The sequence below is a fragment of the Allomuricauda sp. CAU 1633 genome (assembly GCF_017313225.1).
In the GTDB taxonomy this organism is placed as follows: domain Bacteria; phylum Bacteroidota; class Bacteroidia; order Flavobacteriales; family Flavobacteriaceae; genus Flagellimonas.
Genome location: NZ_JAFLNE010000002.1, coordinates 486,533 through 506,398, shown reverse-complemented (window position 1 = coordinate 506,398; position 19,866 = coordinate 486,533). Strand labels below are relative to the sequence as shown.

General features: G+C 41.8%; 16 protein-coding genes and 1 other RNA gene. 14 read left to right on the top strand and 3 right to left on the bottom strand.

What is annotated here, in order from left to right; translation table 11 throughout:
* Positions 1-41 precede the first annotated feature (41 nt).
* The 14 genes from J0X14_RS07265 to J0X14_RS07200 all read left to right on the top strand — a co-directional run bounded on the left by J0X14_RS07265 (position 42) and on the right by J0X14_RS07200 (position 17,768).
* Positions 42-2,246 carry a RelA/SpoT family protein gene (locus J0X14_RS07265; protein WP_207097098.1) on the top strand — a complete coding sequence of 735 codons (2,205 nt, stop codon included), beginning with the start codon at positions 42-44 and terminating at the stop codon, positions 2,244-2,246.
* A gap of 40 nt (positions 2,247-2,286) precedes the next feature.
* Positions 2,287-2,742, top strand: coding sequence for a Fur family transcriptional regulator (locus tag J0X14_RS07260; protein WP_207097097.1), 456 nt, complete (start codon positions 2,287-2,289; stop codon positions 2,740-2,742).
* 12 nt (positions 2,743-2,754) lie between these two features.
* Positions 2,755-4,023 carry an adenylosuccinate synthase gene (locus J0X14_RS07255; RefSeq protein WP_207097096.1) on the top strand — a complete coding sequence of 423 codons (1,269 nt, stop codon included), beginning with the start codon at positions 2,755-2,757 and terminating at the stop codon, positions 4,021-4,023.
* Between the two features lie 107 nt (positions 4,024-4,130).
* A complete protein-coding gene (locus J0X14_RS07250; protein ID WP_207097095.1) occupies positions 4,131-6,245 on the top strand; it encodes a glycoside hydrolase family 97 protein in 2,115 nt (704 codons plus the stop codon).
* 96 nt (positions 6,246-6,341) lie between these two features.
* A complete protein-coding gene (locus J0X14_RS07245; protein WP_207097094.1) occupies positions 6,342-6,818 on the top strand; it encodes a Dps family protein in 477 nt (158 codons plus the stop codon).
* Between the two features lie 90 nt (positions 6,819-6,908).
* Positions 6,909-8,603: an OstA-like protein gene (locus J0X14_RS07240; protein ID WP_207097093.1), complete on the top strand. Its 1,695-nt coding sequence runs from the start codon at positions 6,909-6,911 to the stop codon at positions 8,601-8,603.
* Complete coding sequence (locus J0X14_RS07235) at positions 8,604-9,800, top strand: aspartate aminotransferase family protein (protein WP_207097092.1); 1,197 nt, start codon at positions 8,604-8,606, stop codon at positions 9,798-9,800.
* An 86-nt stretch (positions 9,801-9,886) separates the two neighbouring features.
* Positions 9,887-11,287, top strand: coding sequence for a tetratricopeptide repeat protein (locus J0X14_RS07230; protein WP_207097091.1), 1,401 nt, complete (start codon positions 9,887-9,889; stop codon positions 11,285-11,287).
* A 27-nt stretch (positions 11,288-11,314) separates the two neighbouring features.
* A complete protein-coding gene (locus J0X14_RS07225) occupies positions 11,315-12,232 on the top strand; it encodes a DUF368 domain-containing protein (protein ID WP_207097090.1) in 918 nt (305 codons plus the stop codon).
* 17 nt (positions 12,233-12,249) lie between these two features.
* Positions 12,250-13,287 carry a DUF368 domain-containing protein gene (locus J0X14_RS07220; protein WP_207097089.1) on the top strand — a complete coding sequence of 346 codons (1,038 nt, stop codon included), beginning with the start codon at positions 12,250-12,252 and terminating at the stop codon, positions 13,285-13,287.
* Complete coding sequence (locus J0X14_RS07215) at positions 13,241-13,993, top strand: shikimate dehydrogenase family protein (RefSeq protein ID WP_207097088.1); 753 nt, start codon at positions 13,241-13,243, stop codon at positions 13,991-13,993. Before J0X14_RS07220 ends, J0X14_RS07215 begins: the two co-directional genes overlap by 47 nt.
* A 142-nt stretch (positions 13,994-14,135) precedes the next feature.
* Complete coding sequence (locus J0X14_RS07210; protein ID WP_207097512.1) at positions 14,136-16,193, top strand: DUF349 domain-containing protein; 2,058 nt, start codon at positions 14,136-14,138, stop codon at positions 16,191-16,193.
* A gap of 35 nt (positions 16,194-16,228) precedes the next feature.
* Complete coding sequence (locus tag J0X14_RS07205; RefSeq protein WP_242527946.1) at positions 16,229-16,894, top strand: cation transporter; 666 nt, start codon at positions 16,229-16,231, stop codon at positions 16,892-16,894.
* A 49-nt stretch (positions 16,895-16,943) separates the two neighbouring features.
* Positions 16,944-17,768 carry a class I SAM-dependent methyltransferase gene (locus J0X14_RS07200; protein WP_207097087.1) on the top strand — a complete coding sequence of 275 codons (825 nt, stop codon included), beginning with the start codon at positions 16,944-16,946 and terminating at the stop codon, positions 17,766-17,768.
* Position 17,769: 1 nt separating this feature from the next.
* Here J0X14_RS07200 and rny read toward each other — a convergent pair whose 3' ends face one another.
* The 3 genes from rny to J0X14_RS07185 all read right to left on the bottom strand — a co-directional run bounded on the left by rny (position 17,770) and on the right by J0X14_RS07185 (position 19,853).
* Positions 17,770-19,341, bottom strand: coding sequence for a ribonuclease Y (gene rny, locus J0X14_RS07195; protein WP_207097086.1), 1,572 nt, complete (start codon positions 19,339-19,341; stop codon positions 17,770-17,772).
* A gap of 54 nt (positions 19,342-19,395) precedes the next feature.
* A non-coding RNA gene (gene ssrS, locus J0X14_RS07190) (6S RNA) lies at positions 19,396-19,505 on the bottom strand.
* Positions 19,506-19,559: 54 nt separating this feature from the next.
* Positions 19,560-19,853 carry a cell division protein ZapA gene (locus tag J0X14_RS07185; RefSeq protein WP_036379142.1) on the bottom strand — a complete coding sequence of 98 codons (294 nt, stop codon included), beginning with the start codon at positions 19,851-19,853 and terminating at the stop codon, positions 19,560-19,562.
* Positions 19,854-19,866: the final 13 nt, after the last annotated feature.

The window sequence follows — 19,866 nt, the reverse complement described above, 5'->3', positions numbered from 1 at the left end:
TTGTTGTTTACCAGTAAAGATTGTGGTAATTTTAATATACTATGACGGAGGCTGCTATTGAAAAAGAGAACAAGGAGATTGCAAAGCAGTACAAGGAATTGCTTCGCATCAGCTATCAAACCTTGACCGATGAGGACAAGAAGTTGATACGCTCTGCTTTTGACGTGGCCGTAGATGCGCACAAGGATCAAAGGCGGAAGTCTGGGGAGGCTTATATCTTCCATCCCATTGCCGTGGCCAAGATCGTGGCTTCCAAAATTGGTTTGGATGCAGTTTCCATAGCCTCTGCCCTACTTCATGATGTGGTTGAGGACACACCCTACACGCTGGATGACATCGAGCGCATGTTTGGGGAGACCGTTGCCCGGATTGTGGATGGTCTTACCAAAATAGCCCACTTAAAAAAGGACAAAGACATTAGTCAGCAGGCGGAAAATTTCCGGAAAATGTTGTTGACACTGCACGATGATGTCCGGGTAATCATCATTAAGATTGCGGATCGTTACCACAACATGCTCACCATGGATTCCATGCCAGAGCACAAGCAGGTAAAAATCGCTTCGGAAACACTTTACATCTACGCGCCCCTAGCCCATAGGATTGGCCTCTACAACATAAAAACGCATTTAGAGGACCTTGCCTTAAAATATACCGAACCCGATGTCTACTACGACATTCAGGGTAAAATTGAAGATACCGAAGAGGAAAACCTCGCCTATATTGAAGCTTTTTCTGATGTTATAAGGAATTCCTTGGATAAAGAAGGTCTCAATTATGCGATCAAAGGTCGAATGAAGTCCATTTTCTCCATTCGAAGGAAAATGAAGGCGCAAAACATTCCTTTTGATGAGGTATACGATAAATTTGCTATCCGGATTATCTACAAATCGGATAGAAAGAACGAAAAGTTCCTCGCTTGGAAGATTTATTCCATTGTAACGGACCACTTCACTCCTAACCCTATCCGCCTGAGGGATTGGATCACCTCTCCAAAATCCACTGGATATGAAGCCCTACACATTACGGTAATGGGACCCAAGGGAAAATGGGTGGAAGTGCAAATCCGAAGTGAGCGAATGCACGAAATTGCCGAAAAAGGCTACGCGGCCCACTTCAAATACAAACATGGTGACCAGAAAGAACAGGGTATTGAGGAATGGTTGAACCGACTCCAAGAGGCTTTGGAAGGTGCCAATGGCAACGCGGTGGACTTTGTAGAAGAGTTTAAACTCAATCTTTATTCCAAGGAAATTTTTGTATTTACCCCCAAAGGTGAGCTCAAATCCATGCCCAAAGGGGCAACAGCCCTGGATTTTGCTTTTCATATCCACACTGAAATCGGTATGAAAACACGAGGCGCCAAGGTCAACGGAAAACTGGTGCCCTTAGGTTCTGAACTACAAAGTGGTGATCAGGTAGAAATCATTACTTCAGAAACGGCTAAACCCACGCAAAGCTGGTTGGATTATGCACAGACCGCACGAGCACGATCAAAAATTAAATCTTCTTTAAAAGAAGAAAAAAAGAGCGTTGCAGAAGAAGGCAAGGAAATCCTGCGCCGTAAACTCAAATCCCAAAAAATCAACCTCAACGAGGATACGGTCAACAAGTTGGTGACGTATTTCAAACTGAAAACTAGTTTGGACCTCTTTTATAGGGTAGGCATTGGGGTTATCGACAATGACAAGCTGAAGGATTTTGCTTCCTCATACCATAACGCCTTCCTTAATTTCTTTAAAAACCGAATCCGAAGGACACCTACTCCCAAGGATGTGGATAAGGATGAGATCACTACCAAGTATGACATGCTCGTGTTTGGGAAAGAGGAAGAAAAGCTGAACTACAAGCTTTCACAGTGTTGCAATCCCATTCCCGGGGATGATGTTTTTGGTTTTGTTAGTGTGAACGATGGGATAAAAGTGCACAAAAAGAACTGTCCCAATGCCATTTCGCTCCAATCCAATTATGCTTACCGAATCATCAGTGCCAAATGGATTGATTCCACCCAAGAGGAGTTTTCAGTGGACATTCAACTTACCGGGATTGACAATTTGGGATTGGTCAATGATATCACCAATATCATTTCAGACAACATGCACGTGAACATGAGAAACCTAAATTTTACGGCTGATGGGGGTACCTTCAAAGGAAAAATCACCCTTGTGGTAAAAAACAACAACATCATTAAAAAATTGATGGACAACTTAAAGCAGGTAGAGGGTATCGACAAAGTGACCAGAATTTAATTTTTAGCTGTACCTTTGTGCATTAGCATAGGTAAAAGCCATGGGAAACAACAAAAATCAGGAAATTGTAAAAAACGTCTTCACTTCCTTCCTTGAGGAAAAAGGACACCGTAAAACCCCTGAACGCTACGCCATTTTACAGGAAATTTATGACAGTGATGATCATTTTGATGTGGAATCCCTCTACATTAAAATGAAAACCAAAAACTACCGTGTAAGTCGCGCTACGTTGTACAATACCATTGAGCTTTTACTGGAGTGCAAGCTGGTTCGCAAGCACCAATTTGGGAAAAACCAGGCCCAATACGAAAAATCTTATTTTGATCGCCAACACGACCATGTTATTTTAACAGACACTGGTGAAGTTGTTGAATTTTGCGATCCCCGTATCCAATCCATCAAAAAAACCATTGAGGAGGTTTTTGATATTAAAATCAATAATCACTCATTGTATTTTTACGGGACCCGAAACAAAGAAGAAAACCTAACTGAATAACCGAAACATTTCATGGTAGATTTATTGCTTGGACTCCAATGGGGAGACGAAGGAAAAGGAAAAATTGTTGATGTATTAACCAAGGAATACGATATCATAGCCCGATTTCAAGGAGGTCCCAATGCAGGGCACACCTTGGAATTTGATGGCATAAAACACGTTCTTCACACCATCCCTTCCGGAATTTTCCATGAAAATGCCATGAATGTGGTTGGCAATGGCGTGGTCATTGATCCCGTGATTTTTAAAAAGGAGTTGGATAACCTGGACAAATTCAATATCGATTTTGTTTCCAAACTGCTAATCTCCCGAAAAGCACATCTTATTTTACCAACACATCGTTTGTTGGATGCCGCATCTGAAGCTTCCAAAGGAAAGGCGAAAATTGGTTCTACCCTAAAGGGTATTGGGCCAACCTACATGGATAAAACTGGGCGTAACGGAATGCGTGTAGGGGATTTGGAGTTTGACAACTGGAAGAAAAAATACCGAGCCCTTGCTGACAAGCATGAAGCCATGATCGACTTCTACAATGTTGAAATCGAATACAACCTTGCCGAATTGGAGGCCGAATTTTGTGAAGCTGTGGAAGCCCTTAAAAAACTGACCTTTATTGATAGTGAGGAGTACATTTTTAAGGCACAGGCCGAGGGAAAAAAGATACTCGCTGAAGGTGCTCAAGGTTCTTTGTTGGATATCGACTTTGGAACATATCCATTTGTAACCTCCTCGAATACCACTGCGGCAGGTGCCTGTACTGGATTGGGCGTGGCTCCCAATAAAATTGAAAAGGTGTTGGGAATCTTTAAGGCCTATACCACCCGTGTGGGGAGTGGTCCCTTCCCTACCGAACTCTTTGATGCAGATGGGGAGACCATGGGACGTGTAGGCAATGAATTTGGCGCCACAACAGGAAGACCAAGACGTTGTGGTTGGTTAGATTTGGTTGCATTAAAATATGCGGTACAAATCAACGGCGTAACCGAATTGATGATGATGAAAGCTGACGTTTTGAGCGGATTCAAAACCATAAAAGTTTGTACTGCTTACAAATACAAAGGTCAAGAAATACAACATCTACCCTATAACATTGAGAGCAAGAATGTAACACCGGTCTATACGGAAATGAAAGGTTGGGCCAAAGACCTCACCCAAATGACCAAGGCCGAAGAACTGCCTCCAGCGCTCAATGACTATATTGCTTTCTTGGAAGAACAATTACATGTTCCTGTTAAAATTGTTTCCGTAGGGCCAGACCGATTGCAGACCATACATCGGTAATCCCTTTGGCATTGTTTCTTTTTTAGTATTTTTAAGAGGATGGAAGCCTCTCAACGTTGTTTGTGATGCTTCTTTCTGCACAAACTAACTATTCAAACAATGCTATCATGAACAAACTACTAGCACTCTTTTGCATTGCAGGATTTCTCATTTCCTGTAGTCAACAAGAAACTGTAACGCTTTCTGTTACATCGCCCGGCAAAATCAATTCCATTGATTTTCAACTCTCGCCATCAGGAGAGCCTATTTATCTTGTAAGCCATAACGAAAAAGTCATCATTGATGCTTCCTCAATGGGTTTTGATTTTAAAGATCAAAAATCCCTTAAGGATAATCTCAAAGTGATTAACTCAGAAAAAAAAGCGGTACATAAGACTTGGGAAATGCCCTGGGGCGAACAAAAAGAAGTCGTTAACGCTTATAATGAATTGATGATTGAGTTGGAAGAAGACACCGCACCGCATCGCAAAATCAATCTGTATTTTAGAGCGTATGATGACGGTATTGGTTTCCGATATGAGTTTCTGCCTCAACCAGGTGTGGACAGCTTGGTTATCATGGACGAGAACACCGAGTTTCAACTCACTGAAGACTATACGGCTTGGTGGCTTCCAGGAGATTGGGATATCTATGAGCATTTGTACAGCACCACAAAAGTCTCTGAGATTGATGCTACCACAAAACGGAACGACCCCAATTTGGCCCAAACCTATATTCCCGAAAATGCCTTGAACACGCCTGTCACCATGCGAGGCAATGATGGTATTCACCTAAGCTTTCATGAAGCCAATCTTACCGATTATGCAGGGATGACCTTAAAAGTTGACAACGAGTCGCTTAAGTTGACCAGTGAATTGGTCGGTTCGGATAGATTGGGGTATAAAGTGAAACGGGCACTGCCCTTCAAGACGCCTTGGCGCACCATTCAAATAGCAGAAAAGGCCACCGAGTTGATAGATTCCAAACTAATTGTCAACCTGAACGAACCCAATAAAATTGGGGATGTAAGTTGGTTCAAGCCCAAGAAGTATGTCGGCATTTGGTGGGAAATGCACATTGGCAAGTCAACTTGGGACTATGCCGGTTCCCAAGACATGAACACCTTCAGCAAAGATTTAAAGCCTACCGGAAAACACGGGGCCACTACCGAAAACACTAAAAAGTATATTGATTTTGCGGCCAAAAATGGGATAACCGGTGTTTTGATTGAAGGCTGGAATACCGGTTGGGAACATTGGATTGGTTTTGAAGATCGGGAGGGGGTCTTTGATTTTGTCACCCCCTACCCTGATTACGATTTGGAGGAACTCAACCAATATGCCAAGGATAGAGGAGTTGAAATTATTATGCACCACGAAACTTCCGCGGCACCACGCACCTATGAACAACAATTGGATACCGCATATCAATTGATGAAAAAATTGGGCATTCATTCGGTAAAAACAGGGTATGTAGGCAAAATTATCCCCAAAGGCGAATACCATCATGGACAATGGATGGTGAACCACTACCGAAAAGTATTGGAAACCGGTGCCAAATACCAAGTAGCTATTAATGCCCATGAACCCATTAAGGCGACCGGAATCCGAAGGACCTATCCCAACGCCATTGCCCGGGAAGGCTTGCGGGGCCAAGAATTTAATGCTTGGTCTGCAGATGGAGGCAATCCTCCGGAACATTTACCTATTGTGGCGTTCACCCGCATGTTGGCAGGTCCCATAGATTTCACTCCAGGGGTTTTTGACATTGGTCTTCCTACTAAGGAAGATAACCATATCAGCACCACCTTAGCGCAGCAATTGGCTTTGTATGTGGTCGTTTATAGTCCTGTTCAAATGGCCTGCGATCTTCCAGAAAATTATGAAGGTCAACCGGCGTTTCAGTTTATTAGGGATGTCGGTGTGGATTGGGACCAAACGGTGGTATTGAACGGAGAAGTGGGCGACTTTGTCACCATTGCGCGAAAAGAACGGGAAACGGGCAATTGGTTCGTGGGCGGAATAACGGATGAAAACAAAAGAGAAATCAGTATCGATTTTAATTTTTTGGACGAAGGAACTACATATGATGCCATTGTCTACAAAGATGCCGAAGATGCCCATTTTATGACCAATCCAACCGCTATTACCATTGAAAACACGGAAATCACTAAAGGAGAAACACTTCATATACCCTTGGTGGAAGGAGGTGGTTTTGCCATTAGTTTGATTCAGAAAAAATAAGGGCTTTTTCTCCATTCTTGTGTGACTTTGGTCACTTCAGGTGCATTGCATATTCCATATCTTTAAAATGGAAAGTAGGATATAAAAAAAATAAACATGGGAAGTAACTTAAATCAAATTGGGCTGGACAAAAAGGCTTCCAGTTCCCTATCGGACAAACTGAATGAACTTTTGGCAAACTATCAGCAATTCTACATGAATGCCAGAGGTTTTCACTGGAACATAAAAGGCGATAAGTTTTTTGAACTGCACCTTAAGTTTGAGGAACTCTATAACGATTCGCTGGTGAAAATCGATGAAATAGCCGAAAGGATCTTGACTCTCGGCTTTACCCCCCTGCACACCTACGCGGACTATTCCAAAATTTCCAAAATCAAGGCGGCCAAAAATGTTTCAAGTGGCAATGAAGCCATCAAAGAGATTTTAAATGGATATGAGGTGCTCTTGCCCTTGGAAAGGGAATTGTTGGAAATGTCTGGAGATTCCAATGATGAAGGAACCAATGCTTTGATGAGCGATTACATTCGTGAGCAGGAAAAACTGATTTGGATGTACTCAGCCTATTTGGGCTGAACATACAGCAACAAATCCTTTTCAAATCCCAAACCTTTCTAAAGGGTGTATGCCACTTTGGTTAAAAACCCTACTTTTGGGCAAAATTCTATGGATTTGAAAAGGATTTCTTTTTTCATTCTGTTCCTCACCTTTTTTATGGCGACTGCCCAGGAAGAACCTCAGGGTAGACAAATAAACATTGTTTATGGAGCCAACTTCACCAAGGATGAGGCACAATTTCCAGGGGCGTCCATTTTCAGTAAGGATGATGAACGTCAGGTTCAGTTTGAGCATCAAGGGGCAGACCTCTGGTGCGATATCGCCATTTTTTATACCAAAGAAAACCGACTCAAGGCCATAGGTAACATTCGCTTGCAACAGGGAGATTCCATTGAGATGAACAGTGGCAAGATGGATTATGATGGCAACACAAAGCTGGCCAAGGCATGGGAAAGTGTGTACTTGACCAACGGCCAGATGAACCTCACCACGGATACCCTCTATTTTGATCGTGAAAAGCAGGAATCTTACTATAATTCAGGTGGAAAAGTGGTGGATTCCGCCAACGTGCTCACCAGTGAGGTCGGTACGTATTTCATGACTCCAAAAAAATATCAATTTCAAGAGGATGTCCATATTGACAATCCTGACTACATCATAGATTCAGAACAGTTGGACTACTATACCACTTCCAAAAATGCGTATATGTATGGCCCTTCGACCATTACGGGAGAGGAATACAAAATTTACTGTGAACGTGGATTTTACGATACTAAAATTGAACAGGGTTATGGCATAAAAAATACCCGTATCGATTATGACAACAAAATCATAGAGGGCGACAGTCTTTACTTTGACAAGGCCACCGAATTTGCATCGGCCACGAACAACATCAAAATAACAGACACCATCAACAATGGGGTCATTAAAGCCCATTATGCAGAGGTTTTCAAAGCAAAAGACTCTGTTTTCGCTACAAAACGTGCTGTTTCCATAAGTTTGGTGCAACAAGATTCGCTCTATATGCATGGCGATACCCTTATGATTACCGGAAAGGAAGAGGAACGGATTTTGCGTGCTTTTCGAAATGCCAAATTTTACAAAACCGATTTGAGTGGAAAATGTGATTCAATCCACTTTAACGAAAAAACCGGAATAACCCAACTGATCACGGATCCTATTCTTTGGAATGTGGACAATCAAATTACCGGGGATAGCATCCATTTACTTTCGGATTTGGAAACCGAAAAATTGGACTCCCTCAAAGTCATTGAAAATGCCTTCATCATTTCATTGGACACCATCAGTAAAACGGGGTACAATCAAGCCAAAGGAAAAAACTTGCTTGGAAAATTCATTGAAAACGAACTGAAAATCATAGACTTGATCCAAAACACCGAGGTAATATACTACGTATACAATGATGATGATGAGTTGGTTGGCATTGACAAGACCATTTGCAGTAAAATACGATTGCTCATGGCCGATAGCGATATTGAGGACATTACCTTTTTTGTCAATCCCGATGGGGATATTTTTCCAGAAACCGAGCTTCCACCAGAGAGCAGAAAATTAAAAGGCTTTGTGTGGCGCGGGGAGGAACGTATCATGAGTAAGGACGAAATTTTTGATGAGGACGACAACAACATCGAACTGGTAAAAATTCGAGGGATTGACAATCCCATCGATATTGATGCGGAGGAAGAAGAGCGTCAAAAAAATGAAAATGACCCGGTAAATGCCAGAAATGTTAAAGCTGTAAAGCCCAAAAAGACCCAAGTTAAGAAAGCCCAGAGCCCCTAAATGTCCAAAAACGACTTTTTCACATATCAAGCGCAGACCACTCCCCACCCTCTAGGCTTGGAAATATCCCACGCCAAAGGAAGCTACATTTTTGATGTGGAGGGCAATGCCCATTTGGATTTTGTGGCAGGAGTTTCTGCATGCGGGTTGGGACATGGCCATCCCAGGGTCATCAATGCCATTAAAGAGCAGGTGGACAAATATATGCACGTGATGGTGTATGGTGAATACGTGCAACAACCTGCCGTGGAATTTACCAAATTACTGGCTTCCCACCTCCCTGAAAAATTGGAGACCACATATCTGGTCAATTCGGGTACGGAAGCTATGGAAGGTGCGCTAAAATTGGCCAGACGGTACACGGGTCGCTCAGAAATTATTGCAGCTGAAAAAGCCTACCACGGAAATACCATGGGCAGTTTGAGTATCATGGGTTTTGAAGAGCGAAAAAGTGCATTTCGGCCTTTAATTCCAGATGTTCGGTTTATTTCCTTTAATGTTGAAACGGATTTGACCAAGATTACAGAGAAAACCGCGGCAGTGGTGCTTGAAACCATTCAGGGTGGAGCTGGTTTTATCCTTCCCAAGGATGGCTATTTAGAGAAAGTGCGGAAACGCTGTGACGAGGTCGGTGCACTTCTTATCCTGGACGAAATCCAGCCCGGATTTGGCCGCACTGGAAAGCTTTTTGCCTTTGAACATTTCAATTGTATCCCCGATATTTTGGTTATAGGAAAAGGCATGGCCTCTGGATTGCCCGTAGGCGCATTTGTGGCCTCTCAGGAAATGATGGCGACCCTGCAGGATAGCCCAAAATTAGGTCATATTACCACTTTTGGCGGAAATCCGGTCATAGCCGCTGCCAGTCTGGCAACACTTCAGGAAATAACTGAATCTAAGTTGATTACAGAAACACTGGAGAAAGAAAAACTGTTCCGCAAGCTTTTGGTACATCCTTTGATTGAAGAGATACGTGGCAAGGGATTAATGTTGGCATTAATGGTAAAGAGCAAAGAAATTGCAGATTTTTTAATACTTACAGCTGCCAAGGAAGGGCTTATTCTTTTTTGGTTGCTTTTTGAGCCAAAAGCTGTTCGAATTTCACCACCATTGACCCTTTCCATGAAAGAAATTGAGAAAGGTTGCGACCAAATCATTGCTATTTTAAATCGCTACAAACCTGCTACTGTTAACTAATTTGTTGATAACATACCCAAAAATTGGACTAAAACACCTAAGCAAAGGGTTAATTTTAAGTCCATAGTAAAACCAAACACGTTCCTATGGCGTTAGATTCTAACGAGTATCCTGATAAATCCATTAGCAAATTTGAGTCCATGCTGAAGACGGATGACGTCTATTTCTTTGATGCAGAGGACTTTGAGGAAATCATACACCATTACCTGAACAACGGCAAAATCTCCTTGGGCAAAAAAGCCATTCAAATTGGTTTGGAACAGCACCCCAATTCCTTGGAATTAAAACTGTTGCGTGTAGAGGTTTTAACTTTCGAGGACAAGTATGAAGATGCAGAACGCTTATTGGATGAAATTCAGATTATAGATGCCCATAATGAGGAGATTTATATCCAACGGGCCAATATTCAATCCAAAAAGGACAACCACCAAGAAGCTGTAAATCTACTTTTGGAAGCCTTGCATATCAGTGATGACAGCTTTGACATCCATTCGCTATTGGGCATGGAATACCTTTTTATGGATGATTATGAAAAGGCCAAACGCAGCTTTATGCGTTGCGTTGAGTTTGATGACAGTGATTACTCCTCCCTATACAATGTAGTGTATTGCTTTGAGTTTTTGGAAGATTTTGATGGAGCCATTTTTTATCTGAACGATTATTTGGAACGAAATCCGTATTGTGAGGTGGCTTGGCACCAATTGGGCAAAATGTATTATGCCATGGATATGTTTCCAGAAGCACTGACCGCTTTTGATTTCGCCATCATTTCGGATGATTCCTTCATTGGCGCCTATTTTGAAAAAGGAAAAGTTCTAGAAAAATTGGGCAGATATAACGAGGCCATAGAAAATTATGAAATCACTATTTCCATAGATGACCCAACTTCACATGCCTTCCTTCGTATAGGAAAATGTCATGAAAAATTGGGTAATAACGATTTGGCCAAATACTATTATTACAACACAGTACATGAAGACCCCTTGTTGGACAAGGGTTGGCTGGCCATCACTAATTTCCATTACAAGCTAAAGGACCACGATAAAGCCCTGTACTATATCAACAAAGCCATAAATATTGATGGTGAAAATCCGTTGTATTGGAAAAAGGCCGCCAAAATCTATTTGGCTATGGATAATTTGGATGAAGCTGATTTTGCCTTCAAACAATCTGTTGATTTAGGCAACTATGAATCGGATACGTGGCGAAACTGGGCAGAAGTCTTAAAAAGAATCGGAGATTTTGATTCCACCATACAAGTTTTACTCCAAGGACTGGAGTTCTACCCAGATAATGCAGTTTTAACTTATAAATTGGCTGGGGTTTATCTAAAAAACAACCAGCCCAAAGAAGCCAAGGAAAAATTGAAGGAAGCCATGCAATTGGATATTGAAAAATTGCAATTATTCGATGAAGAATTTCCCGAATTTCACGAGGTAAAATGGCTGCAAGCCTTGGTTTCCCAAATTAAAAAGACTTCTACTTAACTTTGCGTTTCCATACGTACCCAATTCATGAAAACACGTCGATTAATTGACTATATCTTTATTACCCTAAAAGGAATGGCCATGGGGGCGGCAGATGTGGTTCCCGGTGTTTCGGGAGGTACCATTGCCTTTATCTCTGGTATTTATGAGGAACTCATTACCTCCATCAATGCTATAAACCTGTCCCTTTTCACAACCCTAAAAAAAGAAGGGCTCAAAGCAGCCTGGAACAAGGTAAACGGAAACTTTTTGCTGGCACTTTTTCTAGGGATTTTCATCAGTGTACTTTCCCTGGCCAAATTTTTGAGTTGGCTGCTTGAGAATGAGCCCATTTTATTGTGGTCCTTTTTCTTCGGACTTGTACTCGCCAGTATCTTTTTTGTAGGTAAAGAAATCACAAAATGGAATCTTGGAGCTGTTGTGGTGCTGATTCTGGGTGCCGCGGTGGCCTTTTTCATCACCGAATTGCCACCCAGCGAAAATGTAGACAGCTTGCCCTATCTTTTTCTTTCCGGGGCATTGGCGGTTTGTGCCATGATTCTTCCTGGAATCTCCGGAGCTTTTATTTTAGTGCTTTTGGGGTCCTACAAAACCATTTTGGATGCCGTCCACGAGCGGGACATTAAAATCATACTCACTGTGGCCGTCGGTGCCATTTTTGGGCTTTTGAGCTTCGCTCGATTGCTTAAATGGATGTTCAACCATTACAAAGACATAACTCTAGCCCTTCTAACGGGCTTTATCCTTGGTTCTCTGAACAAAATATGGCCTTGGAAAAAAGTATTGCAAACCAAAACATTCGGGGAAAAAACCATTGTTGTGGACGACATGAACGTGTGGCCATCCGCTTTTGAGGGCGACAATCAGTTAATCCTTGCCATTATCCTAGCTATGATAGGTTTTTCACTTATTTTTATCTTGGAAAAAGTTGCTTCCAAAAAATAAGAAAACCTATTGCCCACATGCATCAGCCTAGATCATTTCTGGATAATTTCTTTTTGGTCATCAAAGGCCTGTGCATGGGTGCCGCCAATAAGGTACCCGGTGTTTCAGGGGGTATTGTTGCTTTTGTGGGTGGTTTTTATGAAGAATTCATCTACTCGCTGCAAAAATTGAATTCCAAAGCGGTAAAACTGCTCTTTAACGGAAGGTTCAAGAGTTTTTACCAATACACCAACGCCCAATTTTTGGGGCTGCTCATTTTTGGGATGTTGGTAAGCTATTTTAGTGTATCCCGAATTCTCGATTATTTTTTGGACCATAATGAACTCTTTGTCTGGGCCACTTTCTTTGGAATGATTTTGGGCTCCATTTATTACATTGCTAAGGACTATAACTCTTGGAACCAACGAACCATTCCCTTTGGGATTTTGGGGTTGATCATAGGCGTCTCCATCAGTTTTTTGAGTCCCGCTAGGGAAAACGACAACCTGTTCTTTATTTTTTTCTGTGGAATCATAAGCGTTTCGGGGATGACATTGCCCGGACTCTCAGGTTCGTTCATTCTGATTCTTTTAGGAAATTACGTATTGCTGCTGGTTGATTCCGTAAATGCATTGTATGATACTTTTTCCGAAATCTTTTCGGGAGATTTTGGTTTTTTAAAAAACCCTGAGCGTATGCAAACCCTCAAAATTCTTGCGGTTTTCACCTTGGGCTCCGCAACCGGACTGGTAACCTTCTCGCATTTGCTGAGCTACGTGCTCAAACATTATAAAGCTACGGCCACTGCTGTCATTTTAGGATTTATCATCGGTTCTTTGGGTGTTGTTTGGCCTTGGAAACGCACCATGTACAAAGCAGATGCCATGGGCAATCTGATTTTGGATTCCAATGGAGATAAAATTGTTCGCAATTATGAGCGTTTCTTTCCCAATTTAGGACATGCAGAAACTTGGTGGGCCGTTCTTTTTGTGCTATTGGGAATTTTGGTATTATTGCTACTAGATTGGTATGGGAAAAACAGAAAAGAAAGAAAACAGGTACGGACTGCTCGGTAGAAATATCTCCTATTCCTTCTCGCAAGGCTATTTTACCAAAAAATTTGAGGAGCTTGGTCTGAATAACCATAGCTATGAAAACTTTGACATTCCAGACATTTCCCAATTCAAATCGGTATTGGACGAGCCCAACCTAAAGGGTCTCAATGTTACCATTCCCTACAAACAGGACGTTATCCCCTTTTTGGATGAACTGGATGGGAAAGCGGCCAAGATTGGTGCGGTGAACACTATAAAGTTCACGAAAAATGGCCTAAAAGGTTTTAATACAGATGCCTATGGTTTCAGTGAATCGCTTCAAAAATTCCTAAAACCCCATCATAAAAAAGCCTTGGTTTTGGGAACTGGCGGCGCCTCAAAAGCTATCTGTTTTGTGCTGGATGAGCTGGGCATTGACCACGCCTATGTTTCCCGAAATAAAAAGAAAAACCAGTTCACCTACGAGGAACTCACCCAAAATCTCATGGAAGAGTATACGGTAATCATCAACTGTACCCCTTTGGGCACCCATCCCAATGTTCAGAACAAACCTGCACTACCCTACCAACATATTGGAAACAAGCATCTTCTCTTCGATTTGATCTACAACCCCGAAAAAACTACCTTTTTGGCCCTAGGGGAAGCTAATGGGGCTACAATTTCCAACGGACTGGAAATGTTGCTGGGGCAAGCGGAAAAGGCATGGGAAATTTGGAACACGCCCTAAAAAACGACTACCAATATAGCTTTTCCATCAATCTGCACAATAAAAATCTTGTGCAAAAGAAGGTTCAATACTTTTGTTATTAGGCAATTTAGTTGTTAAATTGGCTATAATTATCATCAATCCAAAGGAAAGGAGACTACTAATGCAGGAAAATGAGCGTAAACTTCAGCAAGCTGAAGGTGGTACTGAACAAATATCGGACAACACAAAAACTCCATTGGAAGAAAGCCCCATTTCTGAACCAAAAGAGTCCGATACCCCTGTATCTGAACAAGCCGAAGAAACTAAACCCGAAACTGGTTCACCCCCCGAATCAAAAGAAGAAACTGAACAATCCACACCCAAGGAAAACCCAGACGAAGCCATTGACGAAATAGATGAATCCAATGCGGAAGATGCTGAGGATGCCGATAATGAAAAACGGCACTACATCCCCATGTTGGACTACCATGCCATGTCCATGGAAAACCTTGTGGGTGAATTGCAGCGTTTGGTCAAAAATGAAAAAGTGCAGGCTATTCACAAGCATGTCAGTTCCATAAAATACGAGTTCGACCAAAAATTCCAGGAGTTTTTGGAGCACAAAAAGGAAGAATTCGTCTCCAAAGGGGGTAACGAAATCGATTTCAGGTACAATTCGGTTGCCAAAAGACAGTTCAATGAGGTCTATAGTGATTATCGTGAAAAACGCGACCAATACTACAAACAACTAGAGCAAAGCTTAAAAAGCAACCTGCATAAACGCTTGGAAATCATTGAGCAACTGAAAGGGCTCATTGATGTTGAGGAGGATATCAACACCACCTACAAAAACTTTAAGGAACTCCAAGAAAATTGGAAAAATGCCGGGCCGGTGCCACGTAGCAGCTACAACGATGTGTGGCGTACCTACCATCATCATATGGAAATCTTTTATGATTTCCTTCATTTGAACAGAGAACTGCGCGACCTAGACTTTAAACACAATCTTGAAGAAAAACAAAAATTGGCGGAACGCGCCGAAGCCTTGGCAGATGAACCTGATTTGAGCAAGGCATTCCGGGAACTCCAAACCCTCCATAAAATCTGGAAAGAAGACATTGGCCCCGTGGCCAAAGAGCAGCGTGAGGAGATTTGGGATCGTTTTAGCAATGCCACCAAGGCCATGCACCAACGTAGACAGGAACATTTTCTAGAATTGGAAAAAGTCTTCGAGAAAAATCTGGAGAAAAAACAGGAAATCATTGGCAATATAGCCAAGATTGCTGAAAATGTTTCGGATAACCACAGAGGGATTCAGCAACAAATCCGGGAAGTTGAAGCACTAAGAGATACCTTTTTTAAAGCAGGAAAAGTGCCCCAAAAAGTAAATGAGGATACTTGGAGCGCCTTTAAGGATGTAGTTCGGAAATTCAACAGAAACAAAAATGCCTTCTACAAAAACCAAAAAAAGGAGCAGCATATAAACCTTGAAAAGAAAAAGGAATTATTGGCCTTGGCCCAATCATTGAAAGATAGTGACGATTGGGCGGAAGCTACACCCCAAATGAAACGCATACAAAGTGATTGGAAAAAGATAGGCCATGTACCCCGAAAATATTCCGACAAAATTTGGAATGAATTCAAAAATGCCTGCAACCATTATTTTGATCGTTTGCATGCTGACAAGAATGAAGCCCACAAAGAGGAGTACGAAAATTTTGATAAGAAAAATGACTGCCTGAATCGTTTAAAGGCCTTTCAATTGAGTGGGGACAAGAAAAAAGATCTTGCTTCCATTAAAGCGTTCCTTGACGAATGGAAACAACACGGCCGTATTCCCTACAATAAAAAACACATTAATGGTAAGTTTAACAAAATCATTGATGCCCTTTTCAAAAAAGTAGGGGTGAGCAAACAAGAATCGGAATTGCTCAAGTATGGCAACAAAGTCCAGGAGTTGGCGAAAACTGAAGACAACCACGCCATTGGTAACGAACGGGTCTTTATCAGAAGGAAAATCAACGATAGCAAATCGGAGATACGCCAATTGGAAAACAATTTGCAGTTCTTCTCCGATGACTCTGAGGACAACCCATTGGTAAAAGAGGTCATCAATAACATAAACAAACAAAAAGAGGCGCTCCAAACCTGGAAAGAAAAACTCAAAAAACTGAACATCCTCGAAAATAAGCTGAATCGGGAAGCTGAGGAAGATGAGGATGCTTCTGAGGAAGAATAGAACTTCATTTTCTTATTTTTTTAAAGTGATGTTTGTTGACGCTACTTATCGCTCAGAAAAGTAACTTCAAAATGACGGATACAGGAAAATTTTATAGAATTGCCTTTGCACTTGCCTTATTTACCATTGTTTATAATGTATTGGAAGGGCTCATTTCCACCTATCTTGGTTTTGAAGACGAAAGTTTGGCCCTATTCGGCTTTGGTGCAGATAGTTTTATAGAAGTCATCTCTGGGCTGGGAATCGCTCACATGATTGTTCGCATACAGAAGAATCCCAATAGTAATCGGGACAACTTTGAACGCACCGCACTAAAAATTACAGGTTTTGCATTTTACGCTTTGGTCATAGCACTTGTGACAACCAGTATTTACAATATTTATACAGGACACAAACCATTGACCACGTTTTGGGGCGTGGTGATTTCCATAATTTCCATTTTGGTGATGTGGGCTTTGGTCCTAGGAAAAAGAAAAGTAGGTAAAAAACTGGACTCTGCCCCTATTTTGGCCGATGCCAATTGCACCATGGTCTGCGTGTACATGTCCATAATATTGCTCATCAGTAGTGGCATCTATGAACTTTGGGGGATTGGGTACATTGATAGCCTTGGAACCTTGGGTCTTGCCTATTTTGCCTTTAATGAAGGAAAAGAATGTTTTGAGAAAGCAAATAGTGACAAATATTGCGGTTGTGAGTAAGCCAAAGAAAGCTTTTGCTACCAATATGTTTTGAACAACAACATTTAGAATGAATCCTCTTGACCAAAAAATAGAAGCACATTACCACAAAGAAGGGCTGTTTGAAGAAATTTTGACCCGTCTTGAAAATCAAAATATAGATTTAAAGCGCTTACAACGAACCGATATTGCCGGTGTGGATGAATTTCATGTTAGAGGTGCTGCAGTTTCCAAAGAATTGGCAAAGACCATTGATATTGAAGGCAAAAAGGTTCTTGATATGGGAAGTGGTCTTGGCGGTCCATGCAGAATGCTCGCCGACGAATTTAATTGTACCGCTACAGGTATCGACTTAAGTCCAGAATTTGTGCGAACGGCCAACGCACTTTCAAAATTGGTGGGGCTGGAGGATAAAACGTTTTTTATTCAAGGTAGTGCAGCCCAACTCCCCTTTGAAGACAACTCATTTGATGTGATCTGGACCCAACATGTTCAGATGAATATCCCCGACAAACAAAAATTTTACGGAGAAGCCCATAGAGTATTGAAATCTGGCGGACATTTTTTGTATTACGATATTTTCCGTAAAAAGGATGGTGATATTCTGTATCCTATGCCATGGGCATCAGAAGAAGCTTTGAGTTTTCTCATCAAAAATGATGAAATGGCTCAAATTGTTGAAAACTTAGGATTTAAGCCCCTTTCTAAGACAAGTCAAACCGAGACAGGTATTGAATTTTTTACGTCACTCTTAGCAAAAGTAAAGCAATATGGGCCACCCAAACTAGGGTTGAACGTGCTGATGGGAGAATCCACAGTTTCAAAACTCACCAACTTATTGGCCCATTTAGAAAAAGGGTTGTTGATGTTGGAGAGTGGGGTCTACCAAAAATAACCTATTTCGCCACGTTTACAGATCGAGTTTCGCGAATAACGGTAACTTTTACCTGACCAGGATAAGTCATGTCCGTTTGTATTTTTTGTGAAATCTCAAAGGAAAGTTCAGCGGCTTTGTCGTCGCTCACTTTTTCACTTTCCACAATCACACGAAGCTCCCTACCTGCCTGAATGGCATAGGCCTTTTGCACCCCATTGAATCCAAAGGCGATATCCTCCAAATCCTTCAATCGTTGAATGTAGGAGTCCAAAACCTGTCTTCTTGCGCCTGGTCGGGCTCCACTGATGGCATCACATACCTGAACAATGGGCGAAATCAAAGTGGTCATTTCAATTTCATCGTGGTGGGCACCAATAGCATTGCAAACTTCCTTCTTCTCTCCATATTTTTGGGCCCATTGCATCCCTAAAATAGCGTGGGGGGTTTCTACCTCCACTTCGGCCATTGGAACCTTTCCAATATCATGTAAAAGTCCTGCTCGTTTAGCCAATTTGGGATTAAGCCCCAATTCAGCAGCCATTACTCCACAAAGTTTGGCCACTTCACGGGAGTGTTGCAATAGGTTCTGTCCATAAGAAGAACGATATTTCATTCGTCCCACAGCCTTGATCAATTCAGGATGTAGGCCATGGATTCCCAAATCGATGACGGTTCGCTTGCCTATTTCGGCAATTTCTTCGTTGATTTGTTTTTCAGTCTTTTTTACGACTTCCTCAATACGGGCAGGGTGAATTCGCCCATCGGTCACCAATCGGTGCAACGACAGTCGGGCCACTTCCCTTCGAACTGAGTCAAAACAAGAAAGAATGATGGCTTCTGGTGTATCGTCAACAATTATTTCAACACCCGTAGCGGATTCCAAGGCACGTATATTTCGCCCTTCACGACCAATGATACGTCCTTTTACATCATCAGATTCCAAATTAAACACCGACACACAGTTTTCAACGGCCTCTTCTGTTCCGATACGCTGAATGGTATTGATTACAATTTTACGGGCCTCTTGTTGGGCGGTAAGCTTAGCTTCCTCCAAAGTCGTTTGCATGTAGGCCATGGCATCAGACTTTGCCGTTTCCTTTAAAGATTCGAGCAATTGGCTCTTGGCATCTTCCGCAGACAGTCCAGAAATAACTTCCAACTGCTGAACTTGGCTTTTATGTAGTTTTTCTACTTCGGATTGTTTCTTGTCAAGGATTTCACTCTTATAATCAATTTCCTTGATCTGCTGTTCCAACTGATCATTCAGTTTTTTGTTTTTGGCCAGTTCACTACTTATCTGGGATTCTTTATCCCGGGTCCGTTTTTCGGCCTCACCAATTTTTTTATCCTTGTTGTTGATGACCTTTTCATGTTCCGCTTTCAGTTCCAAGAATTTTTCCTTGGCTTGGAATATCTTGTCTTTTTTAATGTTCTCCCCTTCCTTCTTTGCTTCATTTACGATACTCGCTGCTTCTTTCTTGGCATTTGCAATGGTTTTGGTCGCTTTTCCCTTCTCCATCATCTTGGCAATTGCAAATCCTATCGCCAATCCAACAACAGCTGCTACGGCAACAAATATGATATTATCCATGTTGAATTCTATTTGGTTATATAAAAAAAGCCCACATTGGTGGAAGTTTTGTACAAACTCCTAATTACAGGTTTAGGGCTAACAAGCTGCTCAAGGATCCCTATACAGGTAGGGCCTGCTTTTACAACCTAAACTCACCCTTTTTAAATGTTATAGTGTTGAGTTTGTCAAAAAATAATTACCAATGTGGGCAGTAACAATATTTTATTTAAAAGAACTTATTCGCCGAGCTTGGAATGCACCAAATCGTCCAACGCCTTAAGGCGTTCAAACGCTGCTTCGGTACTTTCCGTACGGTCTATTCCACTTTGCTCTATTTTTGAGGCGAACTGAAGGGCACACATGGCCAAAACGTCCTGTTTGTCCCTCACCGCATAGTTTTGCTCAAACTTTTTGGCCAAATTTTCAATGTTCTTGGCCGCTTTTCGCAATCCTTCCTCTTGCTTGGGGTCTATCGTTAAAGGATACACCCTATCGGCTATGGAAAGCTTTATTTTGAGCTTCTCATCCATAATTTCAGTTCAA